Here is a 20,203-nt window from a genome sequence, read left to right on the forward strand (position 1 = left end):
GCTCTGGTCTCCTCATGATCACCCCTCCGGGCCTTCATGGCCACCCATTCGGCAAGGTCCGTGAGACATGGTTGTGACGACAGGAGCACATCCCCACATGCGGAATCTCGAATTCCGGGAGCTGGCGTCCGTACGACCGAACGGGTTCTTTTACGAAGTCCCAGGTCAGGGCAGCACGACGGCCGAGCCCTTGTCGATAAAGGACTCGGCCGCGAATTCGATGTAGCACACACCTCGGTACGAGGAGATCTCACACAGATGATGGATCACGGATAGGCCGAATGATCCATAGCCCGTTGATCACGCATTCGATCAAGCGAGGGCGACGAGATCCGCGTAGTCGGCGCCCCACAGGTCCTCGACACCGTCCGGCAGCAGAATGATCCGCTCCGGCTGGAGCGCCTCGACGGCGCCCTCGTCGTGGGTGACGAGGACGACGGCGCCCTTGTAGGTGCGCAGCGCGCCGAGGATCTCCTCACGGCTGGCGGGGTCGAGGTTGTTCGTCGGCTCGTCGAGCAGCAGGACGTTCGCCGAGGAGACGACCAGGGTGGCGAGGGCGAGGCGGGTCTTCTCGCCGCCGGAGAGCACGCCGGCGGGCTTGTCCACGTCGTCGCCGGAGAACAGGAACGAACCGAGCACCTTGCGGACCTCGACGAGGTCCAGGTCGGGGGCGGACGAGCGCATGTTCTCCAGGACCGAGCGCTCCGGGTCGAGGGTCTCGTGCTCCTGGGCGTAGTAGCCGATCTTGAGGCCGTGGCCGGGGATGACAGCGCCGGTGTCCGGCTGCTCCGCACCGGCGAGGAGCCGGAGCAGAGTGGTCTTGCCCGCGCCGTTGAGGCCGAGGATGACGACCCGGGACCCCTTGTCGATGGCCAGGTCGACGTCGGTGAAGATCTCCAGGGAGCCGTACGACTTCGACAGGCCCTCGGCGGTCAGCGGGGTCTTGCCGCAGGGGGCGGGCTCCGGGAAGCGGAGCTTGGCGACCTTGTCGGAGACCCGTGCCGCTTCGAGCCCGGCGAGCAGCCGGTCGGCGCGCTTGGCCATGTTCTGCGCGGCGACCGTCTTGGTGGCCTTGGCGCGCATCTTGTCGGCCTGCGAGTGCAGGGCGGCGGCCTTCTTCTCGGCGTTCTGCCGCTCGCGCTTGCGGCGCTTCTCGTCGGCCTCGCGCTGCTGCTGGTAGAGCTTCCAGCCCATGTTGTAGACGTCGATCTGGGCGCGGTTGGCATCCAGGTAGAACACCTTGTTCACGACCGTCTCGACCAGGTCGACGTCGTGGGAGATCACGATGAAGCCGCCGCGGTAGGTCTTGAGGTAGTCGCGCAGCCAGACGATGGAGTCGGCGTCGAGGTGGTTCGTGGGCTCGTCGAGGAGCAGGGTGTCCGCGTCGGAGAACAGGATGCGGGCGAGCTCGATACGGCGGCGCTGACCACCGGAGAGCGTGTGCAGGGGCTGGCCGAGCACCCGGTCGGGCAGGTTGAGCGCGGCGGCGATGGTGGCGGCCTCGGCCTCGGCGGCGTACCCGCCCTTGGTGAGGAACTCCGTCTCCTGGCGCTCGTACTGCCTGAGGGCCTTCTCCCGGGTGGCGCCCTGGCCGTTGGCGATGCGCTGTTCGTTGTCGCGCATCTTGCTGATCAGTACGTCGAGGCCGCGCGCGGACAGGACGCGGTCGCGGGCGAGGACGTCGAGGTCGCCGGTGCGGGGGTCCTGCGGGAGGTAGCCGACCTCGCCGGAGCGGGTGATGTTGCCGCCGGCGGGGATGCCCTCGCCTGCGAGGCACTTGGTGAGGGTGGTCTTGCCGGCGCCGTTGCGGCCGACCAGGCCGATGCGGTCGCCCTTGGCGACGCGGAAGGTCGCGGACTCGATGAGGACGCGCGCACCGGCGCGCAGCTCGATACCGGAGGCGGAGATCACGGACAGGCTCCAGGGCAGGGATAGGAGGCGGGACGGGCGGCTGAGGACGTTCCCGCCGTCTAATGCGCGAGGAGAATGGCCATGAGGCCAGTCTAACGGGGCCGTGCAACCACTTTTTCTGGGATCGGGTGTTCGACCGGGAGTTCGTGGTCCTCCGTGCCAGGCCCGGGCCTTGAGCGGCACCCCGTCGTGATGTACGGCACGTGCCCGACCCGCCTCGTGCCGGGCGCCCCGCCCTGGTTCGCGGGCCGTTGTCAGTGCTCGCTGCGAGACTGGGCAGCGGGTCGGAATCCGGCGGTCGGCAGGCCCGGACCGCAGCGACGGATCACAAAGGAGTGATCGGCATGGCAGGCACGAGCGGTGGGCGTCCCAGCATCTACCCGACGCTGCGCTACGCGGACGCGAAAGCGGCGATCAAGCAGCTCACGGAGGCCTTCGGGTTCACCGAGCTGGCGGTGTACGAGGGCGAGGACGGCTCGGTGGCCCACGCCGAGCTGGCGCAGGGCCTCGGCGCGGTGATGCTGGGCTCGAAAGGCACCGGCAGCGTCTTCGACAAGGCGATGCAGAAAGAGGGCCCGACCGGGGTGTACGTCGTCGTGGACGACGTCGACGCACACCACCGACGGGCCGTGGAGCACGGCGCGGAGATCCTGATGCCCCCGACGGACCAGGACTACGGCTCACGGGACTACATGGCCCGGGACCTGGAGGGCAATGTGTGGAGCTTCGGCACCTACGCGCCGGAGTTCAAGGGCTGAGCACCGGCCGGGCTCAGCTCCCCCCGGTGTGCACCTGGAAGGCGGCCCGGCGTACGGCCTTGGCGAGGGCCGGGTCGGGGTGCGCGGCGGCGAGCGCGACGAGGACCTGCACGGTGCGGGGGTGACCGACGGCGCGCACCTCGTCGAGAAGCGCGGGGACGGTGGGCTGGAGCGCGGACTCCAGGTGCCGTACGAGCATCGGGGCCTCGCCGTGGTCGGCGACGGCGGCGGCGGTGTCGACCCACAGCCAGGTGGCCTCTTCGCGGGTGAGCACCTCGTGAGCGTCCTCGGGGTCGATGCCGTCGTGCTCGGCGAGCCACAGCAGGGCGTACGGCCGCAGGGTCGGCTCGTCCACGACGGCGCGTACGTCGGGCTCGGCGGGGGCGCCGACGACGCGCAGCGCCTCGAAGGCGAGGCCGCGCAGGAGGGCGTCGTCGCCGCGGGAGGCGATGAGGAGTTCGGTGACGGCGCTGCCGACGGGGCGGGCGGCGAGCCAGGCGCGGTATTCGTCGCGGGCGGCGTTGGGGCGGAGCTGGGCGCAGCCGCGGAGCATGTCCTCGGCCGCCCGCTCGATGTTCCCGGCGGGGCTCTGCGCGGCGACGCAGATCTGCTCCAGCTTGACCCACACCGCCCAGTTGCCGAGCGGGGTGAGGGTGGCCTGTCCATCCCCGTAGGTGAGGGCGCCCACGGAGGTGAGGGCGTGCAGGGCCCAGTCGAGGAGCGGGGCGAGGGAGGGGTCCTCGGCTGCCGCGGGGACGGGGACGGGCTCGGGCCGGGGCCCGTAGGGGATCTCGCATCTCTCGGTGCGCAGCTCGGTGACGCGCTGCTCCAGCAGGTCGAGCAGCTGCTCGACGGGGACGGGCCCGGCGGACAGCTGGAGGAAGGAGAGCACCTGGGGCAGGGCCGAGACGACGTCTGCCACGGCGCCGTGGCCGTGCTGCTCGGGTTCCGGGTGGGCCAGCGACCAGGCGTCGAAGAGGGCGACCCAGCCGCGCAGTACGGCGCTGTCGTCGCGGTCCCAGGCGCGCAGCCGCCAGCCGGGCCGGGCGCTGTCGCCGTGCACCTCGACGAGACCGGCGAGCCGCGCGGTGTCCCAGTCGGCGCGCACCTGAGCCACGGTCAGGCCCAGGTCGCCGGCGGCCCGTTCGGCGGTCGCGTCGGAGAGGGTGCCCTTGCCGTCGGCGTGCGCGCCGTCGCGACCGGGGCCCAGCGAGGCGTCGGCCCAGTGGGCGACGCGGGCCGCGGCGGCCAGACCGGAGCGAGCCATTCTGGCCAGCTCGGACCGGGCCGGTGTGCCCTCCGGGGGGCGGGGCGCGGGGCGGCGTGGGCGCCGCTGGTTCACAGCTCTGGGGGCGGCGGCCAGGGGTCGCGGGCGGACGAGTCGAAGCCTGGAGTCGCGCGGGATACGGGACGTCACGGGTGCAGTCTTCCGGTTGACGGTCCGAAAACCCAAACGGAATGTCACGAGGGGCGACGGGGATGGCCAACGCACGGGGTCCCGCGAGCGGCTGAGGGCCGATAACTGGCCAGTGGTACGGGCTTAAACGGAATCTGCGGGACCGGTGCGGGACGGGGTGCGGGCCCCGACGGGCCCGTGGGTCACATGAGGGGGGTCATGAAGCGGCGCAGGGATTCCTCGTACGCCTCGGGGTCGGCGTTCCACATGGCCGCGTGGGGGGCGTGTTCGACCGTCTGCAGGTTCACCAGGTTGGGGCGGGTGTCGGCCAGGCGGCGGGAGAGGGTCCAGGGGGCCACCCTGTCGCCGGGGCCGTGGAAGATCAGGGTCGGCACCGTGAGGTGGTCGAAGGCATCGGGGTCCGGGGTGCGGCCGGCGTTCAGGCCGGTGCGGCCCTGTGCCGCGCGGACGGCGAGCGGCAGGAGCGCGCTCGGTGTGTGGCGGGCCGTGGCGAGGGCGCGCAGGGTGGTCTCCCAGCTGAGGACCGGGGAGTCCAGGACCAGGCCGGAGACCCGGTCGCGCAGCCCCGAGTGCGCGGCGGCGCGCAGCGCCATCGTCGCGCCGGTGGACCAGCCGAGCAGGACGAGCTGCTTGGCGCCGTACCGCATGGCGTAGCGCATCGCCGCGTCCAGGTCGCGCCACTCGGTCTCGCCGAGGTGGTTCAGGCCGTCCGGCGAGCGGGGTGCGCCGAGATCGCCGCGGTAGGCGAGGGCGAGGACCGGGAAGTGACGGCCGCTGAGGAACCCCATGACGTTCATGGCGTGCTCGCGGGTGGTGCCGAGGCCGTGCACCGCGATGACCCAGGTCTCGCGTGCGCCGGGGACGAACCATGCGGGCAGGGAGCCGAGTTCGCCGGGGATGTCGATGTCGGCGTGGTCGAGGCCGAGGGCCGCGCTGGGGTTGCCGACGTACACGTTCGGGGTGAGCCAGACGCTGTCGCCGGGCTCGAGGGTGCCGTGGGTGACGCGTTCCAGGCGGCGTACGACGGTGTCGGCGGAGTGATTCGCCGCGGTCAGGACGGGGCCGACGACCGCGTGCGAGCCGTCACCGGAGAGTCCGTAGGTGCCGGGGCGCAGGGAGGCGAGGGCGCGGGTGAGCGCGATCTGGCCGGCGGCCGTGGCGTGCACGGTGAGCCGGGGTTCGGTGGGCAGGGGCCTGCCCGGGGGAGCCGTCAGCGCGGCCCCACTGGCGAACCGCCCGGCGGCGACGCTCGCGGCGCCGGCGGCCAGGGCCACGGTGACGGCGGCGGCCGTCGCTTTGACAGTGCGCACCATTCCAGTGTCCGGGCGGACGGGGGTCGCGGCCAGTGGGAGGGCGACTTCGAGTGAAGCTCACTGCGGGTTCACTGCCGTGGGCTGGAGGGGGCGCGGCGTCGGGGCGCGGGCCCTGCTGGGGGCTGCCGCCAGGAGGGGGCGCGGCGTCGGGGCGGGCCCTGCTGGGGGCTGCCGCCCCAGGACCCCCGCTTCGGCCCTGAACGGGCCTCGTCCTCAAACGCCGGACAGGCTGAAACAGCACCCCCTCACCCCCGCTGTCCATACCCCCGCAACCGCTCCCCCACCTCCGCCACCTGCTCCTCCGACAACAACGAAGGCGCAAGCCCCGGGACCGACGACGCCGTCAGCCACACGCGGCACATCCACTCCAGCTGGGCCGTGCGGTCATAGGCCTGGTCCAGGGTCGTGCCGTGGGCGATCGTGCCGTGGTTCTGGAGGAGGCAGGCGGTGCGGTCGGTGAGGGCACGGAGCATGTTCTCGGCCAACTCCTGGGTGCCGTAGGTCGCATATGGGGCAACCCGGACCGGTCCGCCGAGGGCCGCGGCCATGTAGTGGATCAGCGGGAGCTCGGGGACGAGGGCCGAGACCGCCGTCGCGTGGACCGCGTGCGTATGGACGACCGCCTCCGCGTCCGTGGCACGGTAGATCGCCAGATGCATGGGCAGCTCACTGGTCGGCACGAGCGTCCCCAGCACCTGCTCACCGTCCAGGCCGACGCCCGTCAGGTCATCCGGAGTCAGCCGGTCGTACGGCACCCCCGACGGCGTGACCAGCACCGTGTCCCCGACCCGCACCGAGACGTTCCCGGACGTCCCGACGACCAGCCCCTCGGTCACCGTGCGCCGAGCCGTCGCCACGAGGGCCTCCCAGGCCTCCGCCTCCTCGGGCCGCGCACTCCTACCCCACGGCTCCCCCACTTCCTGTGAGCCCTCCCGCGCATCCCTCGCGCCCCGCCGGTCCTGCCGCTCCTCAGCCATGTCCGCGATCCTGCCAGCCGGGCCCCGCACGCCGCGTCAACTCGCGGCCGGGCCGCGCACTTTAGGGCGGAAGGCCCCACTCGGGAAGGTCGCATAACGGGGCATACAACCCTCGCCCCAGGCTTGGCCGGAGATCGATCAGCATTCAACGATCTTCCAGTACTGTCTGCCTGATTTGTCGTGCACGTCGCCATTCCGGGGGGAAATATGGCCCGTGATCGCAAACCGTCCCGTCACCGCTCCCGCCTCATAGCGATATCCGTGGCGGCCCTGACCCTCAGCGGAACCGCCCTCGCCGAGATCCCGGCCGCCGCGGCGAGCAAGCCCAAGGGCCATGACGTCTCGTCCCACCAGAAGAACGTCAACTGGCAGAGCTCCAAGGCCAAGGGCGCCAAGTTCGTCTACGTCAAGGCGACCGAGTCCCACACCTACCGCAACCCCTACTTCGGCCAGCAGTACTCCGGCTCCCGCAACGCGGGCCTGGTCCGCGGCGCCTACCACTTCGCGCTGCCGGACAAGTCGTCCGGCCGGACCCAGGCCGCGTTCTTCGTGCGCAACGGCGGCGGCTGGCGGTCGGACGGCTGGACCCTGCCGCCCGCCCTCGACATCGAGTACAACCCGTACAGCAAGCACAAGTGCTACGGACTGAGCAAGACCAAGATGGTCGGCTGGATCCAGTCCTTCAGCAACGAGGTGAAGCGGCTGACCGGCCGCCGGCCGGTGATCTACACGACCACCCACTGGTGGAACAACTGCACCGGCGCCAGCCGCGCGTTCGCCTCGAACCACGCCCTGTGGATAGCGCGCTACAACTCCTCGACCGCGGGCTCGATGCCGGCCGGATGGCAGTTCTGGACCTTCTGGCAGTACGACAACGGCGGCAGCCTGCCGGGTGATCAAAATCTCTTCAACGGCTCCATGACCCAGCTGAGGAAGTTCGCTCGCGGCTACTAGCCCGGCGGCGCCTGGGCCGTGCGGCGACCGGCAGACCGAAGGTCTCCTCTTCCGGCGCTCCCGGACACCGTGCGGCCCACCCCAGTTCACCTTTCGTTCATCCAGGTTACTTACGTTCGTCCGGCCAATGACCTCGAACGATTGCCTGGGTAAATGGAAAACTTCTCGCTGATCCTCGCGATTGTGGTGGTAACCGCACTCGCGTTCGATTTCACGAACGGTTTCCACGACACCGCCAACGCGATGGCCACGACCATCTCGACCGGTGCGCTCAAGCCCAAGGTCGCGGTGGCCATGTCCGCCGTGCTGAACCTTGTCGGCGCCTTCCTCTCCGTGGAGGTCGCCAACACGATCTCCAAAGGTCTCGTCGACGAGACCGGCATACGTCCCGAGGTCATATTCGCCGCGCTGGTCGGCGCGATCCTCTGGAACCTGCTGACCTGGCTCGTGGGCCTGCCGTCCAGCTCCTCCCACGCCCTCATGGGCGGCCTGATCGGCGCCACCATCGCCTCGGCCGGAGTCGGCGCCGTCCACGGTGACGCGCTCGTCACCAAGGTGCTGATCCCGGCGATCGCCGCCCCGCTGGTCGCGGGCATCGCCGCGCTGCTGGCCACCCGCCTGACCTACACCCTCGGCAAGAAGGCCGACGGCAAGGCCGCCGCCAAGGGCTACCGCACCGGGCAGATCGCCTCCGCCGGCCTGGTCTCCCTCGCCCACGGCACCAACGACGCGCAGAAGACCATGGGCATCATCACCCTCGCCCTGGTCGCCGGCGGCGCCGTCGCCCCCGACTCCGACCCGCCCCTGTGGGTCATCCTCTCCGCGGGTCTGGCCATCGCGCTCGGCACGTACCTCGGCGGCTGGCGCATCATCCGCACCATGGGCAAGGGCCTGACCGACCTTCAGCCGCAGCAGGGCTTCGCCGCCCAGACCAGCGCGGCCACGGTCATCCTGGCCTCCTCCCACCTCGGCTTCTCCCTGTCCACCACGCACTCCGTCTCCGGTTCGGTGATGGGCGCCGGCCTCGGCCGCAAGGGCGGTGTCGTCCGCTGGTCGACGGCCACCCGGATGTTCGTCGCGTGGGGTCTGACCCTCCCGGCCGCCGCCCTGGTCGGCGCGCTCGCGGAGTACGTCACGGGCTTCGGCGCCTGGGGCACGGCCGTGGTCGCCGTCTTCCTGATCTCCTCCAGCGCCGCGATCTGGAAGCTCTCCCGCCGCGAGGTCGTCGACCACACGAACGTCAACGAGGCGGACGAGTCGCCCGGCGTGGTCACCACGGCCATCGCCGCCGTGACCCCGCCCCCGGCGGGCCCGGCGCCCGAGGACCTGACGGCCACGATCCCGGCCCCGTCCGCCGAGGCGGCGCCCTCGCAGGCCTCCGTCTGACGACCACCCAGTTACTCAGCTACCCAAGAAAGAAGAAGCATGAAGATCGACTGGGCGGCCCTCGGCTCCGTCTTCGGCGTCAGCCTCGTGGTCACGGTGGCCCTGGTGGGCCTGTTCACCCTCGGCATCGTCGGCCTGTCCCGCCAGGAGAAGGCCTCGGCCCAGGGCGGCTCGGCCGCTCTCGCGGTCACCGGTGCCTACGCGTGCTTCGCCGCGTGCGCGGCGGCGGTGGCGTACGGGATCTATCTGATCGTGGCCTGACGCACAGCGCGAGCATCACCTGAAACACCCGAGGTGCGGGACGGACGACCGTCCCGCACCTCTCCGCTGTGTGGGCCTTCGCACACTCTCCCGTCGCAGGTCAACGGCAAGTTGACGCCCCTTCCAACCCCGTGGTGGACTGCCGGGGCCAAGTACGGCGGCAGAAGAGGAAGCCGGTGTGATTCCGGCGCGGTCCCGCCACTGTCACCGGGGTAGAAAGCCCCGGGAGCCAGGAACTCTCACCGCCGGTCTCGTCGAACCAGGGCGTGGACACCCTGAGTGAGGACATGACGCGATGCCCGCCTGCCGATCGACACGCAGTATCAGACCCACGTGTGACCCCACGGTCGGCTGACCCCGATGCGAGCCGATCGCGTCTTCGCGTACGGCGCCGCCGCCGGACTTCTCGGTGATCTGCTGCTCGGCGATCCTCGCCGGGGGCATCCGGTCGCCGCGTTCGGGCGGGCCGCCGCCGCCGTGGAAAGCCTGTTGTGGCGCGACGACCGCGCGTGGGGTGCGGTGCACACCGCCGTGTGCGCCGGTGGCGCCGTCGCCGCCGGAGCGCTCGCCGCGCGTGTCGTACGTACCTCTCCCGCCGCCTCCGTCGCGCTGACCGGCGCCGCCACCTGGGCGGTCGTCGGGGGGACTTCACTGGTCCGGGAGGCCCGGTTCATCGGGCGCGCCCTGGAAGCGGGGGATGTCGACGGGGCGCGTGCGCGGCTGCCGCATCTGTGCGGACGGGATCCCAAGGCGCTGGACGCGGACGGGATCGCGCGGGCGGTCGTGGAGTCCGTCGCCGAGAACACCTCCGACGCCGTGGTGGGGGCTCTGGTGTGGGGCGCCGTCGGCGGGGTTCCCGGGCTGCTCGGGTTCCGGGCCGTGAACACGCTCGACGCCATGGTCGGACACAAGTCGCCCAAGTACCGCCGCTACGGGTGGGCTTCGGCCCGGCTCGACGACCTGGCCGGCTGGCCGGGGGCACGGCTGACCGCCGTACTCGCCGCCGTCGCGGGAGGCGACCCTCGTGGAGCGGTACGGGCCTGGCGCGCCGACGCCGCCCAGCACCCGAGCCCCAACGCCGGGCCGGTCGAGGCCTCGTTCGCGGGGGCGCTCGGGGTTCGGCTCGGCGGCACCCTGTCGTACGGCGGGCGGGTCGAGCATCGGCCGGTACTCAACGGCGAGGCCGGACGGGCCGTTCGGGCCACGGACATCGAGCGTGCCGTACGTCTCTCGCGGCGCGTGAGCTGGCTCGCGCTCGGTGTGTGCGCCGGCGCGCGGCTCCTGAGGAAAGGGCGTGCATCATGACGGGCGGTGGTCTCCTCGTCGCCGGCACCACCTCCGACGCGGGCAAGAGCGTCGTCACCGCCGGGATCTGCCGTTGGCTGGTGCGGCAGGGGGTGAAGGTCGCGCCGTTCAAGGCGCAGAACATGTCCCTCAACTCCTTCGTCACCCAGGAGGGTGCCGAGATCGGGCGGGCGCAGGCCATGCAGGCCCAGGCCTGTCGCGTCGAGCCGACCGCGCTGATGAATCCCGTGCTGCTCAAGCCCGGTGGCGAGCAGAGCAGTCAGGTCGTGCTGCTGGGCAAGCCGGTGGGCGAGCTGAGCGCACGCGGGTATCACGGCGGGCGGCAGCAGAAGCTGCTCGGGACCGTGCTGGACTGTCTCGCCGAGTTGCGGGGCACGTATGACGCGGTGATCTGTGAGGGGGCCGGCTCTCCGGCGGAGATCAATCTGCGCCGGACCGACATCGTCAACATGGGCATCGCCCGCAACGCCGGGCTCCCGGTCCTCGTCGTCGGCGACATCGACCGCGGCGGCGTCTTCGCCTCCTTCTTCGGCACCGTCGCGCTGCTGTCCCCGGAGGACCAGGAGCTCATCGCGGGGTTCCTCGTCAACAAGTTCCGCGGCGACGTCACGCTCCTCGAACCCGGCCTCGACATGCTGCACGGACTCACCGGGCGGCACACGTACGGCGTTCTGCCCTTCCGGCACGGGCTCGGGATCGACGAGGAGGACGGGCTGCGGGTGTCCCTGCGCGGGACCGTCCGGGAATCCAATGTCGCCCCGCCCCTCGGCGAGGACGTGCTGCGGGTCGCCGTCTGTGCGATCCCGCTCATGTCCAACTTCACCGACGTCGACGCCCTGGCCGCCGAACCGGGCGTCGTCGTGCGGTTCGTGGACCGGCCGGAGGAGCTGGCCGACGCGGATCTGGTGGTGGTCCCCGGCACCCGGGGAACCGTCCGCGCCCTGGAGTGGCTGCGGGAGCGCGGGCTCGCGCGAGCCCTGGTCCGCAGGGCTGCCGAAGGGCGGCCGATCCTCGGCATCTGCGGCGGCTTCCAGGTCCTCGGCGAGCACATCGAGGATGACGTCGAGAGCCGGCGCGGGCAGGTCGAGGGGCTCGGGGTGCTGCCCGTCCGGGTGCGGTTCGCCCGGGAGAAGACCCTCACCCGGCCGGTGGGCCAGGCCCTCGGCGAGCGCGTCGAGGGCTACGAGATCCATCACGGGGTCGCCGAAGTGACCGGAGGCGAAGCCTTCTTGGACGGCTGCCGGGTCGGCCAGACCTGGGGCACGCACTGGCACGGCTCACTGGAGTCGGACGGTTTCCGACGGGCGTTCCTGCGCGAGGTGGCGGCCGCCGCGGGCCGCCGGTTCGTGCCGGCGCCGGACACGTCGTTCGCCGCGCTGCGCGAGGAGCAGCTCGACCGGCTCGGCGATCTGATCGAACAGCACGCGGACACGGACGCGCTCTGGCGGCTCATCGAGTCGGGCGCGCCGCAAGGACTGCCTTTCATTCCACCGGGAGCGCCCGCATGAGCACAGTGTTGTTGTTGTCGACCGCCGACACGGATCTGCTGGCGGCCCGCGCCGCCTCCGGTGCCGACTACCGGATCGGCAACCCGACCCGCGTGGACGTCGAGAGCGAGCTGCCCGCGCTGCTCGACGGCGCGGACATCGCCGTCGTCCGACTGCTGGGCGGCAAGCGGGCCTGGGAGGACGGGCTCGCGAAGCTGAAGGCCTCTGGTGTGCCGACCGTGCTGCTGGGCGGCGAGGCCGTGCCGGACGCGGAGCTGATGGCCGAGTCGTCCGTCCCGGCCGGCGTGGTGGCCGAGGCGCTGAAGTACCTCGTGGAGGGCGGGCCCGCCAACCTCACCGAGCTCGCCCGGTTCCTCTCCGACACCGTGCTGCTGACCGGCGAGGGGTTCGACGAGCCGCAGAAGATGCCGGAGTACGGCGTCCACGGCGACCGTACGGTCCGGGAAGGCCGTCCCACCGTGGGCGTGCTCTTCTACCGGGCCCATGAGCTCAGCGGCAACACCGCCTTCGTGGACACCCTGTGCGACGGCGTCGAGGCGCACGGTGCCAACGCCCTTCCCGTGTACTGCGGTTCGCTGCGCGGTGCGGATCAGGAGCTGTACGAGATCCTCGGCAGGGCCGACGCCCTGGTCGCCACGGTCCTCGCGGCGGGCGGCACACACGCCTCGCAGGCCTCGGCGGGCGGCGACGAGGAGGCGTGGGACATCGGCAGGCTGGCCGAGCTCGATGTGCCCGTGCTGCAGGGTCTGTGCCTGACGTCGTCCAAGAGCGCCTGGGACGAGTCCGATGCCGCGCTCTCCCCGATGGACGCGGCGATGCAGGTCGCCATCCCGGAGTTCGACGGCCGCCTGATCACCGTCCCGTTCTCCTTCAAGGAGCAGGGCCCGGACGAGGTGCCCGTGTACGTGGCCGACCCGGAGCGGGCCGGGCGCGTGGCCGGGATCGCCGTACGGCACGCCCGGTTGAAGCACAAGGCGAACGCCGAGAAGAGGCTCGCGCTCGTCTTCACCGCCTACCCGACCAAGCACTCGCGCGTCGGCAACGCGGTCGGCCTGGACACGCCCGCCTCAGCGGTGCGGGTGCTGGACGCGCTCAAGCAGGCCGGGTACGGCGTGAGCGAGTACCCCGACAACGGCGACGAGTTGATCCACCGGCTCATCGAGGCGGGCGGACACGACGTCGAGTGGCTGACCGAGGACCAGCTGGCGTCGGCGCCCGCGCGGGTGCCGCTCGCCGACTACCAGGCGTGGTTCGACAAGCTCGACCCGGAGCTGAGGGACGCGATGACCGAGGCGTGGGGCGAGCCGCCGGGCTCGCTGTACGTCGACGGGGACGACATCGTGCTGGCCTCTCTCCAGTTCGGGAACGTCGTCGTGATGATCCAGCCGCCGCGCGGCTTCGGCGAGAACCCGATCGCGATCTACCACGACCCGGACATGCCGCCGTCGCACCACTACATGGCGGCCTACCGCTGGCTGGAGAACAGCTTCGGTGCGGACGCGATCGTCCACATGGGCAAGCACGGCACGATGGAGTGGCTGCCGGGCAAGGGGCTGGGGCTCAGCGGCGGTTGCGCCCCGGACGCCGTCCTCGGGGACCTGCCGCTGATCTACCCGTTCATCGTCAACGACCCCGGCGAGGGCACCCAGGCCAAGCGCCGCGGCCACGCCACCGTCGTCGACCATCTCGTGCCGCCGATGGCCCGCGCCGACACCTACGGCGACCTGGCCAAGCTGGAGCAGCTGCTCGACGAGTACGCGCTGGTCTCGGACCTGGACCCGACGAAGGCGCCGGCCGTGCGCGCGCAGATCTGGACGCTGGTGAAGGCGGCCGAGCTGCACCACGACCTGCATGTCGACGACCAGCCGGACGACGACGACTTCGACCAGTTCGTCATGCACATCGACGGCTATCTGTGCGAGATCAAGGACGTGCAGATCCGCGACGGGCTCCACATCCTGGGCGGCGGTCCGGTCGGCGAACCGCGGGTGAACCTGGTGCTCGCCGTGCTGCGCGCCTCGCAGGTGTGGGGCGGGCAGGCGAACGCGCTGCCGGGTCTGCGGGCGTCGCTGGCCGAGCACTTCGGCCTGGTGGAGAAGGAGTTGCTCGCCGAGCCGGGCGCACCGGTGAAGGTTCCGGTCGAGCTGAGCGACCTCGTCGAGGGCCCGTCCCGTTCGGCCGCCGACGCCATCGACCTGCTGGAGCAGCTGTGCCGGCGGATGGCGGAGGGGATGGAATCCAACGGCTGGACCGTGTCCGAGGCCCCCGTCCTCGTCCGTGAGGTCCTCGGCACCGAACTCCCCGACGCGGTCGCCGTGCTGGAGTTCGCCTGCAACGAGGTCGTGCCCCGTCTCGCCCGCACGACCGACGAGATCGGCCACATCCTCAAGGCGCTCGACGGCGGTTACGTCCCGGCGGGCCCGTCCGGGTCGCCGACGCGCGGACTGGTGAACGTCCTGCCGACCGGCCGGAACTTCTACTCCGTCGACCCCAAGGCCATCCCGTCCAGGCTGAGCTGGGAGGTCGGGCAGTCGCTCGCCGACTCGCTGGTGCAGCGGTATCTGCAGGACACGGGTGAGTACCCGAAGTCCGTCGGCCTCACGGTGTGGGGCACGTCCGCGATGCGCACCCAGGGTGACGACATCGCGGAGATCCTCGCGCTGCTGGGCTGCCGTCCGGTGTGGGACGACGCCTCCCGCCGGGTCACCGGCTTCGAGGTCGTCGGCCTTCAGGAGCTGGGCCGCCCGCGCATCGACGTCACCGTCCGCATCTCCGGCTTCTTCCGTGACGCGTTCCCGCACGTCGTCGGCCTGATCGACGACGCCGTCCGCAAGGTCGCCGAACTGGACGAGCCCGCCGACCGGAACTTCGTGAAGGCCCACGCCGACGAGGACACCGCCGAGCACGGCGACCGGCGGCGCGCGACGGCCCGGGTCTTCGGCTCGAAGCCGGGCGCGTACGGCGCCGGCCTGCTGCCGCTGATCGACGCCCGCAACTGGCGCTCGGACGCCGACCTCGCCGAGGTGTACGCGGTCTGGGGCGGCTACGCCTACGGGCGCGGGCTCGACGGGCGGGCGGCGCGCGGGGACATGGAGACCGCGTTCAGGCGGATCGCCGTCGCCGCGAAGAACGTCGACACCCGCGAGCACGACCTCGTGGACGCCGACGACTACTTCCAGTACCACGGCGGCATGGTCGCCATGGTGCGGCATCTGACGGGCGCCAGCCCCGAGGCGTACGTCGGTGACTCCGCCGTACCCGACCAGGTGAAGACCCGCACCCTGGGCGAGGAGACGCACCGTGTCTTCCGTGCCCGGGTGGTCAACCCGCGCTGGATGGCGGCCATGCGCCGGCACGGCTACAAGGGCGCCTTCGAGATGGCGGCGACCGTGGACTATCTGTTCGGGTACGACGCCACGGCGGGCGTGGTCGACGACTGGATGTACGAGAAGCTCAGCGCGGAATACGTCTTCGACGCCGAGAACCGGGACTTCATGAAGAAGTCCAACCCGTGGGCGCTGCGCGGCATCACCGAGCGGCTCCTGGAGGCCGCGGACCGCGGGCTGTGGGCCGAGCCGGACGCCGACACGCTGGAGCGGCTGCGCGCCACCTACCTGGAGCTGGAAGGCGACTTGGAGGGCGACGAGAAGTGACCACCCCCTTCCCCTTTACGGCCGTTGTCGGCCAGGACGACCTACGGCTCGCGCTGCTGCTGAACGCCGTGTCACCGGCGGTCGGCGGCGTGCTGGTGCGCGGCGAGAAGGGCACGGCCAAGTCGACGGCCGTACGGGCGCTCTCGGCGCTGATGCCCCAGGTGCCCGTGGTCCCCGGGTGCCGTTTCTCCTGTGACCCGGGCGCCCCCGACCCCGCCTGCCCCGACGGACCGCACGAGGAGGCCGGCACGGGCACGCACCGGCCCGCCCGCATGGTCGAGCTGCCCGTCGGCGCCTCCGAGGACCGGCTGGTCGGCGCGCTGGACATCGAGCGCGCGCTGGCCGAGGGCGTCAAGGCCTTCGAGCCGGGGCTGCTCGCCGACGCCCATCGCGGGATCCTGTACGTCGACGAGGTCAACCTGCTCCACGACCACCTGGTCGACCTGCTGCTGGACGCGGCGGCGATGGGCGCGTCGTACGTCGAGCGCGAGGGTGTCTCGGTCAGGCACGCCGCCCGCTTCCTCCTCGTCGGGACCATGAACCCCGAGGAGGGCGAGCTGCGGCCGCAGTTGCTCGACCGGTTCGGTCTCACCGTCGAGGTCGCGGCCTCGCGGGAACCCGACCAGCGGGTGGAGGTCGTACGGCGCCGGCTCGCGTACGACGACGATCCGGCCGTCTTCGCCGCACGGTGGGCGGACGAGGAGGCCGCGGTACGTCAACGCATCGTCGCGGCACGGGAGTTGCTGCCGTCGGTGCGGCTGGGCGACGGGGCGCTGCGGCAGATCGCGGCGACCTGCGCCGCCTTCGAGGTGGACGGGATGCGGGCCGACATCGTGATGGCCCGTACGGCCACCGCGCTGGCCGCGTGGGCCGGGCGGACCGATGTGCTCGCCGAGGACGTCCGGCAGGCGGCGCTGCTGGCGCTGCCGCACCGCAGGCGCCGCAATCCCTTCGACGCACCCGGGCTCGACGAGGACAAGCTCGACGAGACCCTGGAGGAGTTCGGGGGCTCGGAGGACGAGGACCCGGATCCCGGCCCGGACGGTCCCGGCGGGGGCGGCGGGCAGCCGCCGCAGTCCGACGACGGCCCGCAGGGCGGCGACACGGCCGCGCGCCCCGAGGCCGGTGAGGACGGGGAGCCGCAGGGTTCCGGGGCCGGCGAGCAGACTCCCGTGCGGGCGTCCGAGCCGTTCCGGACGAAGGCGCTGAGCGTGCCGGGGGTCGGTGAGGGCGGTGCCGCCGGGCGGCGTTCCCGGGCGCGGACCGAGCACGGGCGGACCACCGGGGCCCGGCGGCCCCGAGGGGCGCTCACCAAGCTGCACCTGGCGGCCACCGTGCAGGCGGCGGCGCCGCATCAGCGGGCCCGGGGACGGTCGGGGCGCGGGCTCGTGGTGCGCCGGGACGACCTGCGGCAGGCCGTCCGGGAAGGGCGCGAGGGGAATCTCGTGCTGTTCGTCGTGGACGCGTCCGGGTCGATGGCGGCCCGGCAGCGGATGAGCGCCGTGAAGGGCGCCGTGCTGTCGCTGCTGCTGGACGCGTACCAGCGGCGGGACAAGGTGGGGCTGGTGACGTTCCGGGGGTCGGCCGCCGACGTGGCGCTGCCGCCCACCTCTTCCGTGGACGCGGCCGCGGCCCGGCTGGAGTCGCTGCCGACCGGGGGGCGTACGCCGCTCGCGGCCGGGTTGCTGAAGGCGCATGAGGTGCTGCGGATCGAGCGGCTGCGGGATCCGGCCCGGCGGGCGCTGATCGTCCTGGTGACCGACGGGCGGGCCACGGGCGGGCCGGAGCCGGTCGCGCTCGCGGGGCGGGCGGCCCGGTTGTTCGCGGCCGACGGGGTCGCCTCCGTGGTCGTGGACTGCGAGTCCGGGCCCGTGCGGCTGGGGCTCGCGGGGCAGCTCGCGGGTGAGCTGGGCGCTACGGCGGTGACGCTGGACGAGTTGCGGGCGGACTCGATCGCCGGTCTGGTCAGGGATGTTCAGGGTGGGTCGAAGAGGAGGGCCGCGTAATGCCTCAAGGGCAGCCGAGTGTGGTGCCGGAGGATGGTCTGACGACGCGTCAGCGGCGTAATCGGCCGTTGGTGGTCGTGCACACGGGCGTCGGGAAGGGCAAGTCCACCGCCGCCTTCGGGCTTGCGCTGCGGGCGTGGAACCAGGGGTGGCCCATCGGGGTGTTCCAGTTCGTCAAGTCGGCCAAGTGGAAGGTCGGTGAGGAGCGGGCGCTGCGGGTGCTCGGGGACTCCGGTGAGGGCGGGTCCGTCGCCTGGCACAAGATGGGCGAGGGGTGGTCCTGGGTTCAGCGGGACGCCCAGATGGACAACGAGGAGAAGGCCCGGGAGGGCTGGGAGCAGGTCAAGCGGGACCTGGCCGCGGAGACGTACCAGCTGTACGTGCTGGACGAGTTCGCTTACCCGATGCACTGGGGGTGGATCGACACCGATGAGGTCGTCGAGGTGCTGCGGAACCGGCCCGGGACCCAGCATGTCGTGATCACCGGGCGCAACGCGCCGGAGAAGCTGGTCGACCTCGCCGATCTCGTGACCGACATGTCGAAGGTCAAGCACCCGATGGACGCGGGCCAGAAGGGCCAGAGAGGCATCGAGTGGTGACCGCTTCCGTCCCTCGGCTGGTCATCGCCGCGCCGGCTTCCGGCAGCGGCAAGACCACCGTTGCCACGGGGTTGATGGCCGCGTTCGCCGCGCGGGGGCTTGCCGTGTCTCCGCACAAGGTGGGACCCGACTACATCGACCCCGGGTACCACGCGCTCGCGAGCGGGCGGGTGGGGCGGAATCTCGACGCGTATCTGTGCGGGCCGGAGTTGGTCGGGCCGTTGTTCCTGCACGGGGCGCGTGGGTGTGACATCGCCGTCGTCGAGGGGGTGATGGGGCTGTACGACGGGGCCGCCGGGGAGGGTGAGCTGGCGTCCACGGCCCAGGTGGCGAAGCTGTTGCGGGCGCCCGTCGTGCTCGTCGTGGACGCCTCGTCGCAGTCGCGGTCGGTGGCGGCGCTGGTGCACGGGTTCGCGTCCTGGGATCCGCAGGTGCGGATCGGGGGCGTGATCCTCAACAAGGTCGCGTCGGACCGGCACGAGGAGTTGCTGCGGGAGGCCCTGGACTCTGCCGGGGTGCCCGTGCTGGGGGTGCTGCGGCGGGCGGCCCAGGTGGACACGCCGTCGCGGCATCTGGGGTTGGTGCCGGTCGCCGAGCGGCACGCTGCCGCTGTGGAGGCGGTGGCGGCGATGGGGGCGCAGGTCGCCGACGGGTGCGATCTTGAGGCGTTGCTGGGGCTGGCTCGCAGTGCGGGTGCGTTGTCGTGTGCGGCTTGGGACGCGGCTGAGGTCCTGGCTTCCTCGCCCCCACCCCTTCCCGTCCCGACCCTGGGGGCTGCGCCCCCAGACGGGCTGGGTGATGCGGACCGGCGCGTGAGAGTCGCCGTTGCCGGGGGCCCCGCCTTCACCTTCTCCTATGCCGAGCATGCCGAGTTGCTCAGCGCCGCCGGTGCCGACGTCGTTGCCTTCGATCCTCTTCGGGACGAGCAACTGCCGGACGGTACGGCCGGGTTGGTCATCGGGGGCGGTTTCCCCGAGGTGTACGGGTCCGAGCTGTCCGCCAACGAACCCCTGCGCAAGGCCGTCGCCGCGCTCGCGGAGAGCGGCGCTCCCGTCGCCGCCGAATGCGCGGGGCTGCTCTATCTGTGCCGTGAGCTGGACGGGCTGCCCATGTGCGGGGTGCTCGACGCGAGCGCGCGGATGAGCGAGCGGCTCACTCTCGGGTACCGGGACGCCGTGGCCGTCGGCGACAGCTCGCTCGCCGTCGCCGGGACGCGGATGCGGGCGCACGAGTTTCACAGGACCGTCGTCGAGCCCGGCTCGGGGGCGGCGCCCGCCTGGGGGGTCAGGTCCCCTCGGCGACGGGTCGAAGGTTTCGTACAGCAGGGCGTGCACGCGAGTTATCTGCACACGCACTGGGCCGCGCAGCCCGGTGTCGCCCGTCGGTTCGTGGAGAGGTGCCGGACGTCATGAGCAGCAGCAGGTTGATCGGAGTCGGGGTCGGTCCCGGCGATCCGGAGCTGGTGACCGTCAAGGGCGTCAACGCTCTGCGGGCCGCCGATGTCGTCGTCGTACCGGTGATGGACACGGGGGAGCGTGGGCGGGCCGAGGCGACCGTGCTGCACTACGTGCCCGAGGAGAAGGTCGTGCGGGTCGTGTTCGCGCTCAATGAGCGGACCGACCGGGCCCGTCGCGAGGCGGCCTGGGACGCGGCGGGTGAGCGGGTCGCCCGGCTGCTCGCCGAGCACGGTGCCGTCGCCTTCGCCACCATCGGTGACCCCAACGTCTATTCCACCTTCACCTATCTCGCCCAGACCATCGGCGAGCTGGCGCCCGGCACCGTCGTCGAGACCGTGCCCGGCATCACCGCCATGCAGGACCTCGCCGCCCGTTCCGGCGCGGTGCTCACCGAGGGGACCGAGCCGCTCACGCTGGTGCCCGTCACCGCCGGATCGGCCGTGCTCAAGGACGCGCTCGCCGGGCCCGGCACCGTCGTCGCCTACAAGTTCGGGCGGCAGGCGGCCGAGGTCGCCGAGGCGTTGCGGGAGACCGGGCGGATCGGCGACGCGGTGTGGGGGTCGGCGCTGGGCCTGGCGGAGGAGTCCATCCGGCCGGCCGCCGAGCTCGACGACACCCCGCTCCCCTATCTGTCGACGCTCGTCGCACCGGCCCGGCGTGACGGCGGCCGGGGCGGCAAGCTCTGACGCCGGCCCCCG

General features: G+C 72.0%; 15 protein-coding genes and 1 riboswitch. Of the genes, 11 read left to right on the top strand and 4 right to left on the bottom strand.

What is annotated here, in order from left to right; genetic code table 11:
- Positions 1 to 312: 312 nt before the first annotated feature.
- Complete coding sequence (locus ACFQ6S_RS29205; RefSeq protein ID WP_383416041.1) at positions 313 to 1,911, bottom strand: ABC-F family ATP-binding cassette domain-containing protein; 1,599 nt, start codon at positions 1,909 to 1,911, stop codon at positions 313 to 315.
- Between the two features lie 344 nt (positions 1,912 to 2,255).
- Here ACFQ6S_RS29205 and ACFQ6S_RS29210 point away from each other — a divergent pair, with 344 nt between their 5' ends.
- Positions 2,256 to 2,669 carry a VOC family protein gene (locus ACFQ6S_RS29210; protein WP_383416043.1) on the top strand — a complete coding sequence of 138 codons (414 nt, stop codon included), beginning with the start codon at positions 2,256 to 2,258 and terminating at the stop codon, positions 2,667 to 2,669.
- A gap of 13 nt (positions 2,670 to 2,682) precedes the next feature.
- On the opposite strand, the gene ACFQ6S_RS29215 is transcribed toward ACFQ6S_RS29210, so the two are convergent.
- From ACFQ6S_RS29215 to ACFQ6S_RS29225, 3 genes are all read right to left on the bottom strand, one after another.
- Complete coding sequence (locus tag ACFQ6S_RS29215) at positions 2,683 to 3,936, bottom strand: hypothetical protein (protein WP_383416046.1); 1,254 nt, start codon at positions 3,934 to 3,936, stop codon at positions 2,683 to 2,685.
- 332 nt (positions 3,937 to 4,268) lie between these two features.
- Positions 4,269 to 5,396 (bottom strand): alpha/beta hydrolase, encoded by a 1,128-nt coding sequence (locus ACFQ6S_RS29220; protein ID WP_383416048.1) that lies wholly within the window; start codon positions 5,394 to 5,396, stop codon positions 4,269 to 4,271.
- A gap of 248 nt (positions 5,397 to 5,644) precedes the next feature.
- The gene (locus tag ACFQ6S_RS29225; RefSeq protein WP_383416051.1) at positions 5,645 to 6,376 is read right to left on the bottom strand and encodes a class II aldolase/adducin family protein; all 732 of its coding nucleotides are present in this window, start codon (positions 6,374 to 6,376) and stop codon (positions 5,645 to 5,647) included.
- 207 nt (positions 6,377 to 6,583) lie between these two features.
- Here ACFQ6S_RS29225 and ACFQ6S_RS29230 point away from each other — a divergent pair, with 207 nt between their 5' ends.
- From ACFQ6S_RS29230 to cobI, 10 genes are all read left to right on the top strand, one after another.
- Positions 6,584 to 7,330, top strand: coding sequence for a lysozyme (locus ACFQ6S_RS29230; protein ID WP_383416054.1), 747 nt, complete (start codon positions 6,584 to 6,586; stop codon positions 7,328 to 7,330).
- A 153-nt stretch (positions 7,331 to 7,483) separates the two neighbouring features.
- Positions 7,484 to 8,716: an anion permease gene (locus tag ACFQ6S_RS29235; protein ID WP_383416057.1), complete on the top strand. Its 1,233-nt coding sequence runs from the start codon at positions 7,484 to 7,486 to the stop codon at positions 8,714 to 8,716.
- 39 nt (positions 8,717 to 8,755) lie between these two features.
- Complete coding sequence (locus ACFQ6S_RS29240) at positions 8,756 to 8,977, top strand: hypothetical protein (protein ID WP_383416060.1); 222 nt, start codon at positions 8,756 to 8,758, stop codon at positions 8,975 to 8,977.
- 117 nt (positions 8,978 to 9,094) lie between these two features.
- Positions 9,095 to 9,237: riboswitch (cobalamin riboswitch) on the top strand.
- A 100-nt stretch (positions 9,238 to 9,337) separates the two neighbouring features.
- On the top strand, positions 9,338 to 10,282 hold the full coding sequence (locus tag ACFQ6S_RS29245; protein WP_383416063.1) for a cobalamin biosynthesis protein: 945 nt from the start codon (positions 9,338 to 9,340) through the stop codon (positions 10,280 to 10,282).
- A complete protein-coding gene (locus ACFQ6S_RS29250; RefSeq protein ID WP_383416065.1) occupies positions 10,279 to 11,790 on the top strand; it encodes a cobyric acid synthase in 1,512 nt (503 codons plus the stop codon). Before ACFQ6S_RS29245 ends, ACFQ6S_RS29250 begins: the two co-directional genes overlap by 4 nt.
- Complete coding sequence (gene cobN / locus ACFQ6S_RS29255) at positions 11,787 to 15,443, top strand: cobaltochelatase subunit CobN (RefSeq protein ID WP_383416067.1); 3,657 nt, start codon at positions 11,787 to 11,789, stop codon at positions 15,441 to 15,443. Before ACFQ6S_RS29250 ends, cobN begins: the two co-directional genes overlap by 4 nt.
- Positions 15,440 to 17,449, top strand: coding sequence for a putative cobaltochelatase (locus tag ACFQ6S_RS29260; protein WP_383416070.1), 2,010 nt, complete (start codon positions 15,440 to 15,442; stop codon positions 17,447 to 17,449). Before cobN ends, ACFQ6S_RS29260 begins: the two co-directional genes overlap by 4 nt.
- Positions 17,449 to 18,048: a cob(I)yrinic acid a,c-diamide adenosyltransferase gene (cobO, locus tag ACFQ6S_RS29265; protein WP_383416071.1), complete on the top strand. Its 600-nt coding sequence runs from the start codon at positions 17,449 to 17,451 to the stop codon at positions 18,046 to 18,048. The genes ACFQ6S_RS29260 and cobO overlap by 1 nt, the downstream gene beginning before the upstream one ends.
- Complete coding sequence (locus tag ACFQ6S_RS29270; RefSeq protein WP_383416074.1) at positions 18,045 to 19,460, top strand: cobyrinate a,c-diamide synthase; 1,416 nt, start codon at positions 18,045 to 18,047, stop codon at positions 19,458 to 19,460. The genes cobO and ACFQ6S_RS29270 overlap by 4 nt, the downstream gene beginning before the upstream one ends.
- Positions 19,445 to 20,191, top strand: a complete 747-nt coding sequence (gene cobI, locus ACFQ6S_RS29275; protein ID WP_383416076.1) for a precorrin-2 C(20)-methyltransferase — start codon at positions 19,445 to 19,447, stop codon at positions 20,189 to 20,191. The genes ACFQ6S_RS29270 and cobI overlap by 16 nt, the downstream gene beginning before the upstream one ends.
- Positions 20,192 to 20,203 lie beyond the last annotated feature (12 nt).

Origin of the sequence: Streptomyces sp. NPDC056479, assembly GCF_042795335.1 — a bacterium.
In the GTDB taxonomy this organism is placed as follows: Bacteria; Actinomycetota; Actinomycetes; order Streptomycetales; family Streptomycetaceae; genus Streptomyces.